14 protein-coding genes are annotated in these 17,723 nt (G+C 74.3%); 10 read left to right on the forward strand and 4 right to left on the reverse strand.

Annotation, left to right across the window (positions count from 1 at the left end; genetic code table 11):
* Position 1: 1 nt before the first annotated feature.
* Positions 2 to 2,065 (reverse strand): NAD(P)-binding protein, encoded by a 2,064-nt coding sequence (locus ABZU32_RS07235; protein WP_354918370.1) that lies wholly within the window; start codon positions 2,063 to 2,065, stop codon positions 2 to 4.
* 292 nt (positions 2,066 to 2,357) lie between these two features.
* On the opposite strand from ABZU32_RS07235, the gene ABZU32_RS07240 reads away from it, so the two are divergent.
* The 3 genes from ABZU32_RS07240 to ABZU32_RS07250 all read left to right on the forward strand — a co-directional run bounded on the left by ABZU32_RS07240 (position 2,358) and on the right by ABZU32_RS07250 (position 4,547).
* On the forward strand, positions 2,358 to 2,567 hold the full coding sequence (locus ABZU32_RS07240) for a hypothetical protein (protein ID WP_354842634.1): 210 nt from the start codon (positions 2,358 to 2,360) through the stop codon (positions 2,565 to 2,567).
* A gap of 35 nt (positions 2,568 to 2,602) precedes the next feature.
* Entirely contained in the window at positions 2,603 to 4,108 is a 1,506-nt protein-coding gene (locus tag ABZU32_RS07245) for an SPFH domain-containing protein (protein WP_354918373.1), read from the forward strand.
* 118 nt (positions 4,109 to 4,226) lie between these two features.
* Complete coding sequence (locus ABZU32_RS07250) at positions 4,227 to 4,547, forward strand: DUF952 domain-containing protein (protein ID WP_354918376.1); 321 nt, start codon at positions 4,227 to 4,229, stop codon at positions 4,545 to 4,547.
* Here the strand turns inward: ABZU32_RS07250 and ABZU32_RS07255 are convergent.
* Positions 4,519 to 5,964: a PLP-dependent aminotransferase family protein gene (locus ABZU32_RS07255; RefSeq protein ID WP_354918379.1), complete on the reverse strand. Its 1,446-nt coding sequence runs from the start codon at positions 5,962 to 5,964 to the stop codon at positions 4,519 to 4,521. The genes ABZU32_RS07250 and ABZU32_RS07255 overlap by 29 nt on opposite strands.
* Before the next feature lie 47 nt (positions 5,965 to 6,011).
* Between ABZU32_RS07255 and ABZU32_RS07260 the strand changes: the two genes are divergently transcribed.
* From ABZU32_RS07260 to nrfD, 5 genes are all read left to right on the forward strand, one after another.
* On the forward strand, positions 6,012 to 6,512 hold the full coding sequence (locus ABZU32_RS07260) for a carboxymuconolactone decarboxylase family protein (protein WP_354918381.1): 501 nt from the start codon (positions 6,012 to 6,014) through the stop codon (positions 6,510 to 6,512).
* Positions 6,512 to 7,330: an isocitrate lyase/phosphoenolpyruvate mutase family protein gene (locus ABZU32_RS07265; RefSeq protein ID WP_354918384.1), complete on the forward strand. Its 819-nt coding sequence runs from the start codon at positions 6,512 to 6,514 to the stop codon at positions 7,328 to 7,330. The genes ABZU32_RS07260 and ABZU32_RS07265 overlap by 1 nt, the downstream gene beginning before the upstream one ends.
* A gap of 230 nt (positions 7,331 to 7,560) precedes the next feature.
* A complete protein-coding gene (gene fdh / locus ABZU32_RS07270) occupies positions 7,561 to 10,788 on the forward strand; it encodes a formate dehydrogenase (RefSeq protein WP_354918387.1) in 3,228 nt (1,075 codons plus the stop codon).
* Between the two features lie 68 nt (positions 10,789 to 10,856).
* A complete protein-coding gene (locus ABZU32_RS07275; protein WP_354918711.1) occupies positions 10,857 to 11,660 on the forward strand; it encodes a 4Fe-4S dicluster domain-containing protein in 804 nt (267 codons plus the stop codon).
* Positions 11,661 to 11,707: 47 nt separating this feature from the next.
* Positions 11,708 to 12,781: an NrfD/PsrC family molybdoenzyme membrane anchor subunit gene (nrfD, locus tag ABZU32_RS07280; protein WP_354918389.1), complete on the forward strand. Its 1,074-nt coding sequence runs from the start codon at positions 11,708 to 11,710 to the stop codon at positions 12,779 to 12,781.
* A gap of 68 nt (positions 12,782 to 12,849) precedes the next feature.
* On the opposite strand, the gene ABZU32_RS07285 is transcribed toward nrfD, so the two are convergent.
* Complete coding sequence (locus ABZU32_RS07285; RefSeq protein ID WP_354918392.1) at positions 12,850 to 14,268, reverse strand: MFS transporter; 1,419 nt, start codon at positions 14,266 to 14,268, stop codon at positions 12,850 to 12,852.
* Between the two features lie 122 nt (positions 14,269 to 14,390).
* Here ABZU32_RS07285 and ABZU32_RS07290 point away from each other — a divergent pair, with 122 nt between their 5' ends.
* Positions 14,391 to 15,164: an AraC family transcriptional regulator gene (locus ABZU32_RS07290; RefSeq protein ID WP_354918395.1), complete on the forward strand. Its 774-nt coding sequence runs from the start codon at positions 14,391 to 14,393 to the stop codon at positions 15,162 to 15,164.
* A gap of 160 nt (positions 15,165 to 15,324) precedes the next feature.
* Positions 15,325 to 16,185 carry an SAM-dependent methyltransferase gene (locus ABZU32_RS07295; protein WP_354918398.1) on the forward strand — a complete coding sequence of 287 codons (861 nt, stop codon included), beginning with the start codon at positions 15,325 to 15,327 and terminating at the stop codon, positions 16,183 to 16,185.
* A 148-nt stretch (positions 16,186 to 16,333) separates the two neighbouring features.
* Here ABZU32_RS07295 and ABZU32_RS07300 read toward each other — a convergent pair whose 3' ends face one another.
* Positions 16,334 to 17,491, reverse strand: coding sequence for an NAD(P)/FAD-dependent oxidoreductase (locus tag ABZU32_RS07300; RefSeq protein ID WP_354918401.1), 1,158 nt, complete (start codon positions 17,489 to 17,491; stop codon positions 16,334 to 16,336).
* Between the last annotated feature and the right edge of the window lie 232 nt (positions 17,492 to 17,723).

The raw sequence follows: 17,723 nt of genomic DNA on the forward strand, positions 1-17,723 counted from the left end.
TTCATGCCAGGGCCGCGTCCGACAGGTCGCGTACCGCGCGGTGGGCCGCGCTGACGGCCGCGCCGGCGTCCCCGCCGGGCACCGTGTCCGCGCCGGCCATCGCGATGCGCCCGAAGCGCCGCCGCGCCGTGTCCGCCGGGAGCGGCGCGCCGGGAGCGGAGGCGTCCCACGGCCGGGCGTGCTCGCGGGCGTACCCGTGCCCCCACCGGTTCACCGTGAGCCCCTCCACGTCCCGGGCGGCGTCGAAGCCGAACGGGCCGAGCAGGCGGGCGAGCTGTTCCCTGACGGTGAACTCCAGCGCCGCGTACGGCGTGAGCGCCAGTGCGCGGCGCCCGGCCTCCGCCGCCTGCGCCGGAGCCATGCCGGGCGGGGCCGGGGCGTGCACGAGGTGGACGGTGATCGGCTCGTCCGGGCGGCGCGGGAACCGGTAGGAACCGGCGCCGACCGGCGGGGCGAGTTCGGCGGCGGCCCAGAACGCCCCGGTGAACCGGACGCGGTGGACGCCGGCCTCGCGGAAGGCGTGCCATGCCCGCAGTTGCGCCGTGGCGCACACCACCGGCATCCGCACCGCCTGCCGCATCGCGTCCCTCTGGGCGGCGGGCAGGTCGCGCACCAGGTGCGGGATCGCCGCCGCCCAGCAGGCCATGACCACGGCGCCGGCCCGGACCGTGCAGACCTGGTGGCCGTCGAAGTACCCCACGGTGACCGAGGCGGCGCTGTGGGGATCCCCGTCGTTGCGCACCAGCACCACCGGGCTGGACAGCCGCACCCGCACGCGGTTGGACGGCCGGTCCAGCGCGCCGTAGTCGAACCACGTGGTGGTGATGTCCTCCAGCGCCGTGGTCCCCGCGAATCCCGGCACCATGCGGCCGACCATCGCGCGCACCAGGGACTGCGGGCCCTCGGGCAGGCAGGGCACCTCGGCGTCGTCGCCCGCCCGTCGTCCGGCCGCCCGCGCCGGGTCGCGGGGCGGGGGCACCGAGCCGGCCGGCCCGAGTCCGGCGAAACCCGGATAGGCGTGGCGGTCCGCGGCGGCCCAGGCGTCGATGGCGCCCAGCGCGTCCGCGCCGTGAGCCCGGGTCGCGGTGGGCATCGTCCGGCAGAACGCGACGGCGTCGGGGTGGACGCAGCAGACCTCCCGCAGGAAGCCCGTGTAGCTCAGCCTGGCGAGCCGCCGCTTCTTGTCCTCGCCGGACAGGCCGGGGAACCAGTCGGGAGGGTCGTCGTAGAGCATGACCAGGTCGTTCCTGGCCTGCGCGGCGATCGGCAACTCGGCGACCCACTCGGCGGTCGTCCTGTCCGGGCCCAGGGCCACCAGCCGGTCGGCGCCGGCGCCGTAGGTCTCCCGGTCGCAGAAGACCCCTTCGTGCATGCCGAGGCCTGGATACAGGCCCGGTTCGGCGTGCGCGCGTAACCTGCCGGGTTCGGCGCCGAGGTCGGCCAGGAGCTCCCGCGCCTGCGGCGGCCAGGCGGAGGGGGCGTAGAGCGCGCGGGCGCCGCCGTGCGCGACCAGCGGTCCGGCCCGCCGGGCGGGGTGGAACTCGGTGCGGCGTGCGTGCCCGCCGATGTCGTCGTGGCCGTCGAGGATGAGCACCCGCGCCCCGGGGTGGCGCCGCACCCAGGTGTAGGCGGCGGTGACACCGCTGATGCCGGCGCCGACGACGACCAGGTCGTAGCTCTCCCCGGGCGGCCGTGGCGCGTCCACGCGCTCCCAGAACCTGCCGTCGCGCAGGGCGCGGGCCACGCCGGTGGCGTCCGGGGTGTCCCCTCGCAGCCCTTGCAGCGCGGCCGGGTGCGGCCGTGCGCGCCCGTGTCCCGGGTGCGTCCCATCCCCCGGGGACGGTGAAGGTCCGCCCGGGTCGCCGGCCGGGCCGAAGGGCGTACCGGCGGACGCCGGGCCGGCGGGGGAGGCGAAGGCGGCGCACGCGGCGGCCGTCGTGACGCCGTCTAGGAACGCCCTGCGGCTGATCGCGCGTCCCGTCCACGGTCCGGCGCTCCGGTCGCCTCCGGACGCGCGGGCCGAGGTCGCGGGGGATCGCCCGCCGGGAGGGAAATGAGCCGTCATTCCGCCGATCCTCACCCCGCGCGCAATGGAACAAGGCGCATGTCGCGGGCGGCGAGCCGAGTCTTTTCGGGTTCATTGCGTGGGCCCTACGGGCGCGGCATCCCGCTTTGATGGTGATCGTGCCTCATGTGGGGAACGCCGCGAACACCTGGTTCGTTGGGCCGGACGAAGACGATCCGCGCGGACGAATCGGAGTCGCCGCGAAATGCCAGGGGGCTTTTCGCCGGCCGATGAAGATACGGGGCAAACGGGGTAACGTTCGCGTTCGCGGGTCGATTTATGACGACGGGGTGTGCTGCACGTGGTGGGCAGACAGGGCAGGGTCACCGGCAAGATCGGGCCGGGCCTTGTGGGCGAGGTGCTGGTGCCGATACGCGGGGGCGTTGAGGCCTTCTACGCCCATCCCAGCGTGCCCGAAGAGGAGATCCCGGTGGGAACGATCATCATCGTCGTCGAGTACTCGCCACCACGCACCGTCTACGTGGCGCGCGCGATCGTCTGACTCTCCCACCCCCCTCATCTCGGAGGTCAACACACATGACCGGTACGGAGCTGGCCTTCTGGGCCGGCGGCATCGTCGTCCTGTTCGTCGTCCTGGTCCTGCTGTTCAAGGCCGTGTGGCGGGTCGCCGAGCCGAACGAGGCGCTCATCATCTCCGGCCTCGGCGCCCACACGAGGAACGAACTGGCCGACAGCCTGGGCTTCAAGATCATCACGGGGAAGGGCGCGGCGGTCATCCCGGGCTTCCAGACCGCCCGCCGCCTGCGGCTCGACAGCCGCGCCACCAACCTCCAGGTCAACTGCGTGACCCAGCAGGGCATCCCGGTCCAGGTACGCGGCGTGATCATCTACAAGGTCGGCGACGACTTCGTCTCCATCGCCAACGCCGCCCGCCGCTTCCTGGACCAGCAGGACAGCATGAGCGGGGCGATCCACGAGCTGTTCACCGGCCACCTGCGCTCGATCATCGGCAACCTCACCGTCGAGGACCTCATCCTCAACCGCGAACGGCTCACCGGCGAGACCCGCAGCAGCGCCGCCGACGAGATGAGCAAGCTCGGCCTGGTCGTCGACTCCCTGCAGATCCAGGAGATCGACGACGAGACCGGCTACATCCTCAACCTCGGCAAGCCGCACGCCGCCAAGGTCGCCGCCTCCGCCCGTATCGCCGAGGCCCAGCGCGACCAGGAGGCCACCGAGGCCGAGCAGGTCGCCGCCGCCAAGAAGGCCGCGGCCATCCGCGAGTCCCAGATCCAGCAGGCCGGCTACCAGGCCGAGGTCGACCAGGCGTCCGCCAAGGCCCGGCAGGCCGGCCCGCTGTCGGAGGCCACGGCCCGCCAGGAGGTCGTCGTCCAGGAGACCCGCGCCGCCGAGCTGGAGGCCAACCTGGCCGAGCAGCGGCTCCAGTCGCAGGTCCGCAAGCCCGCCGACGCCAAGGCCTACGAGACGGTCACCCTCTCCCAGGCCGAGCGCGACGCCCGCATCGCCCAGGCCGAGGCCGAGGCCAGGGAGACCGAGCTGCGCGCCGTCGCGCAGGCGTCCCAGGTGAAGCAGGCCGCCGCCGCCGAGGCCGAGTCGGTGCGGCTGCGCGCCGAGGCGGCCGGCGCGGCCTCCCGCGCCACCGGTGAGGGCGAGGCGGCCGCCGCGCAGGCGCGCGGCCTGGCGGAGGCGGAGGCGGCCAAGGCGCGCGGCCTGGCCGAGGCCGAGGCGGCCAAGGCCAAGGGCCTGGCGGAGGCCGAGGCGATCAGGGCCCGCTCGCAGGCTCTCTCGGAGAACCAGGAGGCCGTCATCGCCCAGCAGCTCGCCGAGAACTGGCCGGCGATCGTCGAGGCCGGCTCCAAGGCGTTCGGCAACGTCGACCACATGGTCGTCCTGAACGGCGCCCAGGGCGTCGAGGAGCTGCTGGCCAAGGCGCTGACCCTCGGCGGCACCGGCCTCGGCCTGGCCCGCTCCCTGCTGTCCGGCGCCACCCCGCCCAACCTGAACGGCGCCCCCGCCGCCCCCGAGACGGCCGTCAACGGCGCCGTCCCCCTGGAGAAGTAGCCCAAGGACTCCCGGTCACCCGGACGGGGCCGGGCGCGCACGACGGCGCGCCCGGCCCCGCCGCATGCGTGGGGACGGGCGTGGCGGGCCCTGCGGAGAGTGTTCTAGGCTCGGTGCGGTGACGATCCTCCATCTGGCGCTGGCCGCCGACTGGGAGGCCGCCGTGCGTGCCGGTGAGTACCGCGTGTCCACGCTCGGCCGCACCCTCGAGCAGGAGGGGTTCATCCACGCCAGCGCCGACCGGGCGCAGCTGGACGGGGTGGCCCGGAACTTCTACGCGGCGGTGGCCGCCCCCCTCGTCGTGCTGACCATCGACGAGGCGCTGCTGGACGGCGAGGTCCGCCTGGAGGTGCCTCCCGGCGCGCAGGAGGCCTTCCCGCACATCTACGGCCCCGTCCCCGTCCACGCCGTCACCTCCGTGGAGCCCTTCTCCCTCTGACCGGCCTCGGCCCGAGGACCTCGGCCAGGGCGTCCAGGGCCGCGGCGTAGGAATGCTCCGGCGGTGTCCCGTACCCGACGATGACGCCCTGCGGATGGCCGGGGCTCTCCCGGTGCCAGTAGTCGGCCAGGCCGCCCAGGGCCAGGCCGCGCTCATCCGCCGCCGCGAGGACGGCCCTTTCGTCCGGGCCGCCGGGCGGCAGGTGGATCAGCGCGTTCAGGCCGGCAGCGATGCCGCCTCCGTCGGTGAACGAGGCGCGCGCGGGGCCGAGGCGCGCCAGCAGCAGGTCGCGGCGGCGGCGGTAGTGCAGCCGGCAGGCGCGCACGTGCCGGTCGTAGGCGTGCGAGGTGATCAGGTCGGCCAGGACGAGCTGGCCGAGGGTCTCGGTGTGGTGGTCGGCGTGCAGCTTGGCGTCGGTGACCGGACCGACCAGGCGCGGGGGCAGGACCATCCAGGCCAGGCGCAGCGCCGGACCGAGGGTCTTGGAGGCGGTGCCGAGGTAGGCGACGTGATCGGCGGCCATGCCCTGCAGGGCGCCGACGGGCTGGCGGTCGTAGCGGAACTCGCCGTCGTAGTCGTCCTCGATGATCAGGCCGCCGGTGCTGCGCGCCCAGTCCGCGAGGGCGTGGCGGCGTTCGGGGTGCAGGGTGGTGCCGGTCGGGAACTGATGGGCGGGGGTCACCACGACCGCGCCCACCCCCTCGTAGGCCGCCGTGCTCAGCAGGCCGGTGCGCGCCCCGCGCCCGTCGACCGGCAGGGGCAGGACGCCGGCGCCCGCCCGGCGCACGATGTCCCGGTGGAAGGCCAGCGCCGGATCCTCCATCGCGATGGTGGGCCGCCGGCCGGCGGCGACCACCCCGGCCAGCAGCGCGAGGGCCTGCACGTACCCGGTCGTGATGATGATCCGGTCGGGATCGGCGAGCACGCCGCGCGTGCGCCCGAGATAGCCGGCCAGCGCGGTGCGCAGCGCGGCGGTGCCGCCCGGCGCCCCGTAGCCGTGCACGGTGGCCGGCACGGTCGCCAGCACCCGCCGGGTGGCGCGCAGCCACGCCGCCGAGGGGAACGTGGTCACGTCGGGGCTGCCGGGCCGCAGGTCGAACCTGGGCGCCGGGGAATCCCCGCCGGCGAGCGGCGCGCCCGCGCGCTGCGGGGCGACGTCGGCGACCGAGGTGCCCGAGCCGTGGCGGGCCGTCAGGTAGCCCTCGGCGATGAGCTGGTCGTAGGCGGCGCTCACCGTGCCGCGCGAGAGCCCGGTCTCGGCGGCCAGCGCCCGGCTGGACGGCAGGCGGGTGCCCGGCGCGAGCCGGCCGTCGCGGATCGCGTCGCGCAGCGCGTGCTCGAGGCCGGTGCGCCGACCGGCGACGGCGTCCATCTCGACGAGCAGGTCGACTCCGAAAGTGGCCCAATCTCCTGACACAACACTGGATCTTACCGCCGGTCCACTGGGCTTCTACCATGGATTTCATGACGACGACGAACACCACGGGCGCCCCCGCCGGCACGCGGCCGCAGCCCCGTGTCAACTTGAAGAAGCACACCGCCGAGATGTACAGGGCCCTCGGCGAGCTGGACGGCGTGGTCGCCGGCAGCGGCCTGGAGGCCCCGCTGCTCGAACTGGTGCGCATTCGCGCCTCCCAGATCAACGGCTGCGCTTTCTGCGTCGACATGCACACCATCGACGCGCGGGCCGCGGGTGAGCGGGAGCAGCGCATCTACGCCCTAACGGTCTGGCACGAGACGCCGTTCTTCACCGACCGCGAGCGCGCCGCGCTGGAGCTGACCGAGGCGATCACCCTGCTGCCGCAGAGCGGAGTGGGCGACGAGGTCTACGCCCGGGCCGCGGAGCAGTTCGGCGAGGAGGAGCTGTCCAAGCTCATCTGGGCGATCATCATGATCAACGCCTGGAACCGCATCGGCGTCACCTCGCGGCTGGTCCCCGGGAACTACCACCCCTCCGCGCACTGATGACCTCTCCCAAGGCGGCGGAGCTGCGGGCGCTGCACGTGCCCGGACGGCCGCTGGTGCTGCCGAACGTCTGGGACGCCGCCTCGGCGCGCGCCGTGGTGGAGGCGGGCTTCCCCGCCGTGGCCACCGGCAGCGCGGCGGTGGCGCCCGTCCTCGGCTACGCGGACGGTGAGGAGGCGCCGGCCGGCGCGATGCTGGACGCGGTCGCCCGCATCGCTCGCGCGGTGCCGGTGCCGGTCACCGCCGACCTGGAACGGGGGTACGGGCTCGCGCCCGCCGAACTGGTCGAGCGGCTGGTCGCGACGGGGGCGGCCGGTCTCAACCTGGAGGACTCCGACCCGGGCACCGGCACGCTGGTCGATCCCGATGAGCACGCCGGCTTCCTGGCGGAGGTGCGGGCCGCCGCCGCGGGGGCGGGAGCCGACCTGGTGATCAACGCGCGGGTGGACACGTACCTGCGCGGCGCGGGGACCTCCCACGGTGCGGGGGCCGCGGACCCGCGCGACGAGGGGACCACCGACCGGCGGCTCGCCGACGCCGTGGAGCGCGGGCGCCGCTACCTGCGGGCGGGAGCCGACTGCGTGTACCCGATCGGCGTCGCCGGCCCCGAGGTGATCAAGACGCTGGTCGCCGAGGTGGGCGGGCCGGTCAACGTGCTGTTCCGCCCGGGCGTCCCCTCCCTCGCGGAGCTGGCCGCCCTGGGCGTCGCCCGGGTGAGCTTCGGGCACGGCCTGCACGCCGCCACCCAGCGGTACCTGGCCGCGATGCTGTCCGCGATCGCCTCCGGGGAGAGCCCGTACGAGATCGGCGGCCCGTAGGCGTCCTGACCAGCCCGAACGCCGGCGTCCTGCCGGGGCAGGAGTGGGATGCGGTGCCACCACGCCCACCGCGACGCCGGCGGGACGTGGCGCGTCCGCGACGACCCGCGACGCCTGCGGCCGGCCGGTGAGCCCGTACGGGACCCGTGCGATTGGAGCTCTCCGCACAGGGGCAGGTACCGGCAGGAAGCGCACGCGCCCCCCGGCGGTGACATCGAGCGGGGGGCTGTATGGGCATGAGCGGGTTCCTGGGCAGGTGGCCGGTGCTGCGGCAGCTCACCGGCCCCGACCGCGGCGGCCTCGGAGCGGCGGCCCGCTCGCCCCGCACCGACGCGCTGCGCGCCCGCGTCGCCACCGCCGACCGCGTGGTGAAGTCGGTCTGCCCCTACTGCGCGGTGGGCTGCGCCCAGAACGTGTACGTCTCCGGGGGCAAGGTCGTGCAGATCGAGGGAGACCCCGACTCTCCGGTCAGTCGCGGCAGGCTGTGCCCGAAGGGGTCGGCCTCCCTCCAGCTCACGACCGGCCCGGGGCGCGAGCACGCGGTGCTGTACCGCAGGCCCCACGGCACCGAGTGGGAGCAACTCGACCTGGACACGGCCATGACCATGGTGGCCGACCGGGTGGTGCGCACCCGGCGCGAGACCTGGCAGGAGGAGTGCGACGGCAGACGCGTCGCCAGGACCCTCGGCATCGCCACCCTGGGCGGCGCGACGCTGGACAACGAGGAGAACTACCTCATCAAGAAGCTGATGACCGGGCTCGGCGTGATCCAGGTGGAGAACCAGGCGCGGGTCTGTCACAGCTCCACGGTCACCGGGCTCGGCACCTCCTTCGGCCGGGGCGGTTCCACGACCTTCCTGCAGGACCTCCAGTTCTCCGACTGCATCATCATCGAGGGCTCCAACTTCGCCGAGGCGCACCCGGTGGGCTTCCAGTGGGTGATGGAGGCCAAGCTGCGCGGCGCCACGATCATCCACGTGGACCCGCGCTTCAGCCGGACCAGCGCGATGGCCGACCTGTACGTGCCGATCCGCCCCGGTTCCGACATCGCCTTCCTCGGCGGGATCATCAACCACGTGCTCCAGGAGGGCAAGGACTTCCGCGAGTACGTCCTCAACTACACCAACGCGTCGAGCATCGTCACCGACGACTACGCCGACACCGAGGACCTGGACGGGGTGTTCTCCGGCTGGGACCCCGGTACCCGCACCTACGACGTCGCGACCTGGCAGTACAAGGGGCCAGCGGTGAAGGCCGCGTCGGGGCGGCGGCTGCGCCTTGAGGAGTACCACGTTCCCGGCCGCAGCGAGGCGCACGGCTCGGGCGGCGCCCCGGTCAGCGCGCACCCGCAGTGCGACGAGACGCTCACCGACCCGCGCTGCGTGTACCAGATCCTCAAGCGCCACTTCGCCCGCTACACCCCGGAGTTCGTCCACCGGACGTGCGGCATCCCGCCGAAGCTGTTCCACCGGGTCTGCGACGCGCTGACCGCCAACTCCGGGCGCGAGCGCACCAGCGCGTTCGCCTACGCGGTCGGCTGGACCCAGCACACCGTGGGCACGCAGTACATCCGGGCGGCGAGCATCCTGCAGTTGCTGCTCGGCAACATCGGGCGGCCGGGCGGCGGCATCATGGCGCTGCGCGGCCACGCCAGCATCCAGGGGTCCAGCGACATCCCGACCCTGTACAACCTGCTGCCCGGCTACATCCCGATGCCGTACGCGCACAGCGACGAGGACCTGGACACCTTCGTCGAGGTGATCAGCACGCAGAAAGGGTTCTGGGCCGACGCGCGCAACTACGTCGTCAGCCTGCTCAAGGCCTACTACGGGGATGCGGCGAGGCCCGACAACGACTTCTGCTTCGGCCATCTGCCCCGGCTGACCGGCTCGCACAGCACCTACGACACGACGATGGCCCAGCTCGACGGCGTCTGCAAGGGCTACTTCCTGTTCGGGCAGAACCCGGCGGTGGGGTCGGCCAACGCCCGCCTGCAGCGCCTCGGGATGGCGAACCTGGAGTGGCTGGTCGTGCGCGACTTCTCGCTCATCGAGTCGGCGACCTGGTGGAAGGACGGCCGCGAGGTGCAGAGCGGCGAGCTGCGCACCGAGGAGATCGCCACCGAGGTGTTCTTCTTCCCCGCCGCCGCGCACACCGAGAAGAGCGGCACCTTCACCAACACCAACCGCCTGCTCCAGTGGCACGACACGGCCGTCGAACCCGCGGGCGACCGCCGCAGCGACCTGTGGTTCACCTACCACCTGGGCCGGATGGTCAAGGAGCGGCTGGCCGGCTCGGACGAGCCGGGCGACCGCGCGTTCCTCGACCTGGCCTGGGACTACCCGGTCGAGGGCCCGCTCGCCGAGCCGAGCGCCGCCGCCGTGCTCCAGGAGATCAACGGGTACGGCCCCGACGGGCGGCTCCTGTCGGGCTACACCGAGCTGCGCGACGACGGCTCGACGCGGTGCGGCTGCTGGATCTACTGCGGGGTGTACGCCGACGGCGTCAACCAGGCGGCGCGCCGCAGGCCGCACACCGAGCAGAGCTGGACCTCCCGCGAATGGGGCTGGGCCTGGCCGCTCAACCGGCGCATCCTGTACAACCGCGCGTCGGCCGACCCGGAGGGCGCCCCGTGGAGCCCGCGCAAGGCGTACGTGTGGTGGGACGCCTCACTCGGCAGGTGGACCGGGCACGACGTGCCGGACTTCGTCGAGGACCGGCCCCCTGACCACCGGCCGCCCGAGGACGCCGAGGGCGTGGACGCGCTGTCGGGCATCGACCCGTTCATCATGCAGGGCGACGGGAAGGGCTGGCTGTTCGCGCCCGCCGGGCTGATGGACGGCCCGCTGCCGACCCACTACGAGCCGCAGGACACCCCGTCGGAGAACCTGCTGCACCCCGCGCAGCGCGGCAACCCGGCCCGGCTGACCTACGACCGGCCCGGCAACCGCTACCACCCGCCCGGCAGCGAGGTCTACCCGTACGTGGTCACCACCTACCGGCTGACCGAGCACTTCACCGCCGGGGGCATGAGCCGCTGGGTGCCGTACCTGTCGGAGCTCCAGCCGCAGATGTTCTGCGAGGTGTCGCCGGAGCTGGCCGAGGAGCGCCTGCTGGAGCACGGCGGCTGGGCCACCGTCATCAGCGCGCGCGGCGCCATCGAGGCCAGGGTCATGGTCACCGACCGGATGCCGTCGTTGCACCTGGACGGCCGGGTCGTCCACCAGATCGGCCTGCCCTACCACTGGGGACCGAACGGCCTGGCCGTCGGCGACCCCGCGAACGAGCTGACCTCCATCGTGCTGGACCCGAACGCCGACATCCAGGAGACCAAGGTGCTCACCGCCGACATCCAGCCGGGACGGCGGCCGCGCGGACCCGGCCTCCCGCGCCTGGTGGAGACCTTCCGCCGCCGCGCCGGCATCGACCAGCCCGCACACCAGGGTGGCGTGCGATGACGGCGCCTCCGGCCGCCGGGCTGCCCGCGGTCCAGGAGGAGACCGGCTACCCGGAGCACCCGCCGCGGATGGGCTTCTTCACCGACACCTCGTTGTGCATCGGGTGCAAGGCGTGCGAGGTGGCCTGCAAGGAGTGGAACCGGCTTCCCGCGGACGCGCCTTTCGAGCTCACCGCCATGTCCTTCGACAACACCGGGCAGCTGTCGGGGTCCACCTGGCGGCACGTCGCCTTCATCGAACAGCGCAAGCCGGTGCGCGCGCCGCAGGCCCCCGGCGGACGGCCTTCCGGCGACCAGGGGGCCGGTGACCTACGCTGGCTGATGGCCTCCGACGTGTGCAAACACTGCACCGACGCGGCCTGCCTGAACGTCTGCCCCACCGGCTCGCTGTTCCGCACCGAGTTCGGCACGGTCGTCGTCCAGGAGGACGTGTGCAACGGCTGCGGCTACTGCGTCTCGGCCTGCCCGTACGGGGTGATCGACAAGCGCGAGGACGACGGCCGGGTGTTCAAGTGCACGCTGTGCTACGACCGCCTCGGCGACGGGCTCGTCCCGGCCTGCGCCAAGGCGTGCCCGACCGAGTCCATCCAGTTCGGGCCGGTGGACGAGCTGCTCGAACGGGCCGAGGCGCGTCTGCGCTCGCTGCACCGCGACGGCGTCCAGGACGCCCGCCTCTACGGCGAGGACCCCGAGGACGGGGTGCGCGGCAACGGCGCGTTCTTCCTCCTGCTGGACGAGCCGGAGGTGTACGGCCTGCCGCCCGCCCCCATGGACCCCACCCGCGACCTGCCGTCGATGTGGCGGCACGCGGCCGCCGCCGCGGCGGCCCTGGTCTGCGGGGTCGCCGCCGCCTTCCTCACGGCACGCCGATGAGGCTCGGCGGCGCCGCGGACATCAGCGCGACGAGAGCGAGGAGCGAGATGACGACGCGTGGACGCGCCGGCGGTGGGGCGACCCTGACGGCCGATTCGATCGCGGAGGAGTTCACCTCCTACTACGACCGGCCCATCCTCAAGCCGCCGGTCTGGCGGGAACTGCACATCGGCGGGTACCTGTACCTGGGCGGGCTGGCCGGCGCCTCCTCGGCGCTCGCGGCCGGCGGCGAGCTGACCGGCCGCCCGTCTCTGGCCCGCGCGACGAAGCTCGCCGCGCTCGCCGGCATCACGCTGTCGCTGGCCGCGCTGGTGGCCGATCTCGGGCGTCCGGCCCGCTTCGTCAACATGCTGCGCGTCGTCAAGCCGTCCTCGCCGATGAACATGGGCTCCTGGCTGCTGGCCGCGTACGCGCCGCTGGCCGGGGTCAGCGCGCTCACCGACCTCACCGGCAGGTTCCCCCTCGTGGGACGGGCCGCCGGGTACGGCGCGGCGGTCCTCGGACCAGCGGTCAGCACCTACACCGCGGTGCTGATCGGCGACACCGCCGTGCCCGCCTGGCACCAGGGGCACCGCGAGATGCCGTTCCTGTTCGCCGGCTCGGCCATGGCCACGGCGGCCGGGGCGGCCCTCATCGCCACGCCGGCGGCCGAGAACGCCCCGGCGCGCCGCGCGGCCGTGCTCGGCGCCGCGCTGGAACTGGCCGCCGGGCGGCTGATGCGCCGCCGCCTCGGCATGGTCGCCGAAGCGTACGAGCGGGGACGGCCCGGCACGCTGACCCGTGCCGGCGAGCTCCTGAGCCTGGCCGGCGCCCTGACCGCCCTGGCCGCCGGCCGCGTCTCCGTCGGCCGTGTCTCAGGAGGCTCGCCCACCGGCCGGGGCCGGGTCCGGGCCGGCTCCCTGGCTTCACTCGCGTCACCGACCTCCAGGCCGCGCGCCTCCCACGCCATCCCCGGCCATCCAGGGCGGGGACGAGCCCTCGCGGTCGTCTCGGGCGCCGCGCTGATGGCCGCCTCGGTCTGTGTCCGCTTCGGGGTGTTCTCGGCGGGTGTCGCCTCCAGCCAGGACCCCCGCTACACCGTCGTCCCGCAGCGCGCCCGCCTGTCCACCCCGCCGTCCTAGGAGGGTCGCGCACCCGCTTCACCTCCCGCCGTCCTGGAAGCGCCGCGCACCCGCCTTGACCCGCCGTCCTAGGAGCGCTGCGCCGCGCCTGCGGGTGCCGGCGCCGGACGCGTGGCGGGGCGCCAGGCGGCGCGGGCGGCGGCGGCGGAACAGGCTCCGGCGAGGAGCAGGACGGCGATGGCCGCCGCGGTCCAGCCGAGTCCGGCGCTCAGGTACAGCCCGCCGAGCACGGCGATGGCGCCGACGGAGGAGAGCACGGGGCCGGTCGAGTTCAGCGCCGACAGCGCGGACGCCCGGCCGGGGCCGGCCACCGCCGACACCTGGGCGATCAGAGGGCTGTACCCGGCGGCATGGCCCGCCCCGGCCGCGAACAGCAGCGGCGTCACCAGCGCCACCGGCCACCCGCCGCCCCACAGCCCGGTCACCGCCGCCACCGCCCCCGCGACCCCGGCGAAGACGACCGGGCCGGCGACCGGGAGGGCCGTCTGCGTCCGTTCCGGCAGCCGGGTCCAGGTCAGGCTCAGCGCGGCGAACCCCGCCGCGTACGGGGCGAAGGCCAGTCCCGCGCCGAACGGGCCGAACCCCAGCCGCCCCTGCAGGTGGAGGGTCAGCGCGAACAGGAAGGCCGCGTAGCAGGCCATCACCGTGAAGCACGCGACCAGCGCGGGCCGCACACCCCTGGGACGCAGCACCGTCAGGTCGAGCAGCGGCTGCCCGCCGCGCAGGGCCATGCGGCGCTCGAACCGCGCGAATCCCGCGAGCAGCAGGGCCCCGGCGGCCAGCGACGCCCACGTCCAGGGCCGCCAGCCGTGCTCCCTGCCGAAGATCAGCGGCGTGATCAAGGCCGTCATCGCCACGGTCAGCAGGCCGACGCCGGCCAGGTCCAGCCGCGCGGCCGTCGCGCCCGCGCGCGGCAGCGCCCGCACGCCGGCGACCAGCAGGACCGCGCCGGCCGGCACGTTGATGAGGAACGCCGGACGCCAGCCGAGGCCGAACAGGTCGGCCCCGACGACGAGCCCGCCGGCCAGCTGGCCGAGCGCCACCCCGAGGGCCAGCACCATCGAGTACAGCCCGATCGCCCGCTTGCGCGCCGCCCCGTCGAAACGCAGCTGGATGAGGGAGAACACCTGCGGCGTCATCAGCGCCGCGGCGGCGGCCTGCACGATCCGCGCCGCCACCAGCGCGGGGGCCGCCCAGGCCAGCCCGCAGAGCAGGGAAGCCAGCGTGAAGCCGGCCAGCCCGCCGAGGAAGGCCCGCCGGTGGCCGAGCACGTCGCCGAGCCGCGCGCCGGTGACGATCAGCAGGCCGAGGGCCAGCATGTACGCGGAGGCGACGAGCTGCACCATCGCCCCGTCGCCGCCGAGGTCGCGCTGGATGGACGGCAGCGCCACCGTGACGATCGAGCCGTCCATCGATGCCATCGTCTGGCCGGTGAGCAGGACCGCGAGGACGGTGCCGCCCCGCCGCCGGGTGAGCGTGGAAACCATTCCGACAGGCTCGCCCGCCGCCCCGTCCGGCGTCTTGCACGTATTTGCGCCTCTTCTCTCGGACGTCCGAAATGTGGCCGCATCGGGCAGAGAAGTGGGGTGGCCGTGCCTAAGGTGGGCGGGTGCGTACGTCCCGACGGGTGGTGGACGGGTCAGACTTCTCCGTCCATGTGGTGTCATGCGGTGAACGGCACGACGGATGGTCGGCGCCGGAGGAGGGCCACGGCAACGGCCTCGTGCTCGTGCGGCGCGGCAGGTTCCGCGTGCGCAGCGACGGCGACGAGGTGAGCGCCGACCCGACGATGGGTTATCTGACGGTCCCCGGCCGCGAGTACGCCTTCGCGCACCCGGCGGGCGGCGATGTGTGCACCTTCATCCACGTGCGGGAGCCGCTGTGGCACGCCGTGGCCGGCGACGAGCCGCCGCGGGCGCCGGTCGCGGTCGACGGCAGGGTCGAGCTCGCCCACCGGCTGCTCCTGCGCGCCACGGCCGACGCCGCCGACCCGGTGGAGCGGCTCGTGGACGCGATCGCCGCCGCGGTGCGGGTCCCCCGGACCCGGCCGGGGCGTGGCCGGGGCGAGCTGGCGGCGCGGGCGCGGGAGGCCATCGTCGCGGGCGACCCGGAGTCGGCCGACCTGGTGCGGCTGGCGCGGGCCCTCGGCGTGTCGCCCTCGCACCTGAGCCGCACGTTCCGCGCGCACGTCGGCATGACCGTCAGCGGCTACCGCAACCGGGTGCGGGTCAGCCGGGCCCTGGCCCGCATCGAGGAGGGCGAGACCGACCTGGCCGGGCTGGCGCTCGCCCTGGGGTTCGCCGACCAGGCCCACCTGACCCGGACGGTCCGCGTCGTCCTCGGCCACCCGCCCGGCCACGTCCGCGGCCTGTTCTCCGGCTGATCTCCGTACGATGATCCGCGCCCGCGCCCGGCCGGGTGGAATCGTCCGCGAATGGTGGCGCGAATGGCCGAGAAATGTCATCGGATTGGAATGACAAATGGCCTGAATAAGTTTTTTCGCCGTGATATGATGATGAAAGTCATATATATGCTCTCCGGTCGTGAACGAAAACGGAGAACCGAGCCGCACCGCCCTCATGGCGGCCGCCGCCCGCGCCGCGCATCTGATCGTCGACGACCCGCCGCTGATCTTCGCCGACACCCTGGCCCACGCGCTGCTCGCCGACCGCGCCGAGGAACTCCTCGCCTACCACCGGCTGCACGGCGCCCATCTCATCCTCTCCGGCGTCCGCGCCGCGGCCGTCACCCGCGCCCGCCACACCGAGGACCGGCTCGCCGACGCCGTGCGCCGCGGCGTCGCCCAGTATGTGATCCTCGGCGCGGGCCTCGACTCCTACGCCTACCGGGCCGGCGCCGGCGCGCCGGTCCAGGTCTACGAGGTCGACCATCCGGCGACCCAGGCGTGGAAGAGGACGGCCCTGGCGGGCGCGGGCATCGCCGTCGCGGACACCGTGACCTTCGTCCCCGTCGACTTCGAGAACGACGCGCTGCTGGACGGCCTGACCCACGCGGGCTTCGACCCCTCCCGTCCCGCCTTCGTGAGCTGGCTCGGCGTGACGATGTACCTGACCAGGGAGGGCATCGGCCGCACCCTGGAGGTGATCGGCGGGTTCGCGCCCGGGTCGCAGGTCGTCGTCGACCACATGCTGCCGGAGGAACTGCGCGACGAGGCCGGGCAGGCGTACGTCGAGGGCGTCATGCCCATGGCCGCCGAGCAGGGCGAACCGTGGCTGTCGATCCTCGGCCCCGAGGAGATGGCCGCCCTGCTCGCCGAGCACGGACTGACGGCCGTCGAGCACGCCGGCCAGCGCGAGTCCGTGGACGCCGCCCTGTGGACCCGCACCGACAGCCTGCGCCCGTCGGCCCTGTCCATGCTCACCCGCGCGGTCGTCCGGAGCTGACCTCGGGACGTCCCGGGACGTCCAGGGTTGATCCACGGGGCGTCCGAGGCCGACCCGGGCGTCCAGGCTGATCCCGGGAGGCGTCCCGCGCCGGTCTCTGGGGCCGGACTTCCCAGGCGTGCCGGACCGGCTTCTGGGGCTGGGAGGTTCAGGCGTGCCGGGTGCGGAGCCGGACGCCGTTCCAGAGCCAGCGGCGGGCGACGGCGAGGGCGAGGGGCGGCGGCACCGTGCCCGCGCCGAGGCCCACGTCTACGAGCAGGTCGAAGACCTCCTTGCGGCGGGCGGCGGTGGCGATCGCGGCGTCGATGAACCCCGGCGACCGGGCGGCGCGCGAGAGCAGGTCCGTGGTGCGCAGGTGCCGTCCGAGCGCCCCGGCCAGCTTGCGGCGGTAGGCGGGCAGCGGGTCCGCCGCCTCGACGGCGGCCTCCCCGGCCAACCGGCCGGACAGCAACGCGTAGTAGATGCCCTCGCCGGTCAGCGGGTTGATCAGGCTCGCCGCGTCACCGGCCAGCAGCACCCGCCCGGCGCCGGGCCTCGGCCGGCCGGGGGACAGCGGCAGGTGGTGGGCGCGCAGGTCGCGAGCGGGCAGGTGGGGCAGCAGCTCGGCGAGCCGGCCGTGCAGGACCTCCCGGCCCGGACGGCCGGTGGCGCGCAGCCGCGGCAGCATCATCCCGAACCCGACGTTCGCCGTGCCGTCCCCGATCGGGAAGGACCACGCGTAGGCGGGCCACCCGTCGCGTTGCATGGCGATGAACTGGACGTCGTCGTCGGCGGGAACCTCGGCGTAGCCGCGCACCGCGATCGCGGTGTGCCGGTCGGGCGACGGCGGCACCCCGATCAGCCGCCGCACGGCCGAGTTGGCCCCGTCGGCGGCGACGACCACGCGCGCGGCCAGCACGTCGTCCAGGACGACCCGGTTGGCGCGCGCGGCGAGCCCGCGGACGCGGTGCCGGCGCACCTCGACGCCCCTCGCGCGGGCGGCCTCCACCAGGCGGGCGTCGAAGACCGCCCGCGGGACCACGTGATTGGGGCGGGCGACGGCGGCGGTCACCCGCGCGCCGCCCGGGGACACCACCGACAGCCCCCGCGCGGGCCGGTAGTCGTCGATCAGATCGGGGACGCCGAGCAGGGCGAGCTCTTCGCGGCCGTGCGCGGCGATGCCGTCCCCGCACGCCTTGTCACGCGGGAAGTCGGCCTTGTCGACCAGGAGCACCCGGGCGTCCGGCCGTAGTTGCCTGGCGCGGATGGCCGCCGCCGCACCCGCCGGCCCGCCCCCCACCACGACGACATCCCAGATCTTGTCCACTCGCCCAGCCTGCCACAGCGCGGAGGCGGGGGCGTCCAGGAAGAATGTCGATTTTACAGGACGCGGTCAGCTTGTAAAGAGCGATTGTCCGCGAATATCGGCACCGGTATTGATCAGATTATGTTCCGGCGTTCCGGGTTATTTCGCCTCATTGTTGTGCCGTGGCCGATCGCCGCCCCGCGAGCCATCCCCCCGACAAAGCCGGAGCCCCCCATGATGAGACGTGCCCTCG

This window comes from Sphaerisporangium sp. NPDC005288 (genome assembly GCF_040607475.1).
Taxonomy (GTDB): domain Bacteria; phylum Actinomycetota; class Actinomycetes; order Streptosporangiales; family Streptosporangiaceae; genus Sphaerisporangium; species Sphaerisporangium rhizosphaerae.

Coding starts and splice junctions, on each gene's coding strand:
- ABZU32_RS07260 (WP_354918381.1), top strand. CDS start 6,012: ATGACGACGACGAACACCACGGGCGCCCCCGCCGGCACGCGGCCGCAG.
- ABZU32_RS07235 (WP_354918370.1), bottom strand. CDS start 2,065: ATGACGGCTCATTTCCCTCCCGGCGGGCGATCCCCCGCGACCTCGGCC.
- nrfD (WP_354918389.1), top strand. CDS start 11,708: ATGACGACGCGTGGACGCGCCGGCGGTGGGGCGACCCTGACGGCCGAT.
- ABZU32_RS07275 (WP_354918711.1), top strand. CDS start 10,857: ATGGGCTTCTTCACCGACACCTCGTTGTGCATCGGGTGCAAGGCGTGC.
- ABZU32_RS07265 (WP_354918384.1), top strand. CDS start 6,512: ATGACCTCTCCCAAGGCGGCGGAGCTGCGGGCGCTGCACGTGCCCGGA.
- ABZU32_RS07285 (WP_354918392.1), bottom strand. CDS start 14,268: ATGGTTTCCACGCTCACCCGGCGGCGGGGCGGCACCGTCCTCGCGGTC.
- ABZU32_RS07245 (WP_354918373.1), top strand. CDS start 2,603: ATGACCGGTACGGAGCTGGCCTTCTGGGCCGGCGGCATCGTCGTCCTG.
- fdh (WP_354918387.1), top strand. CDS start 7,561: ATGGGCATGAGCGGGTTCCTGGGCAGGTGGCCGGTGCTGCGGCAGCTC.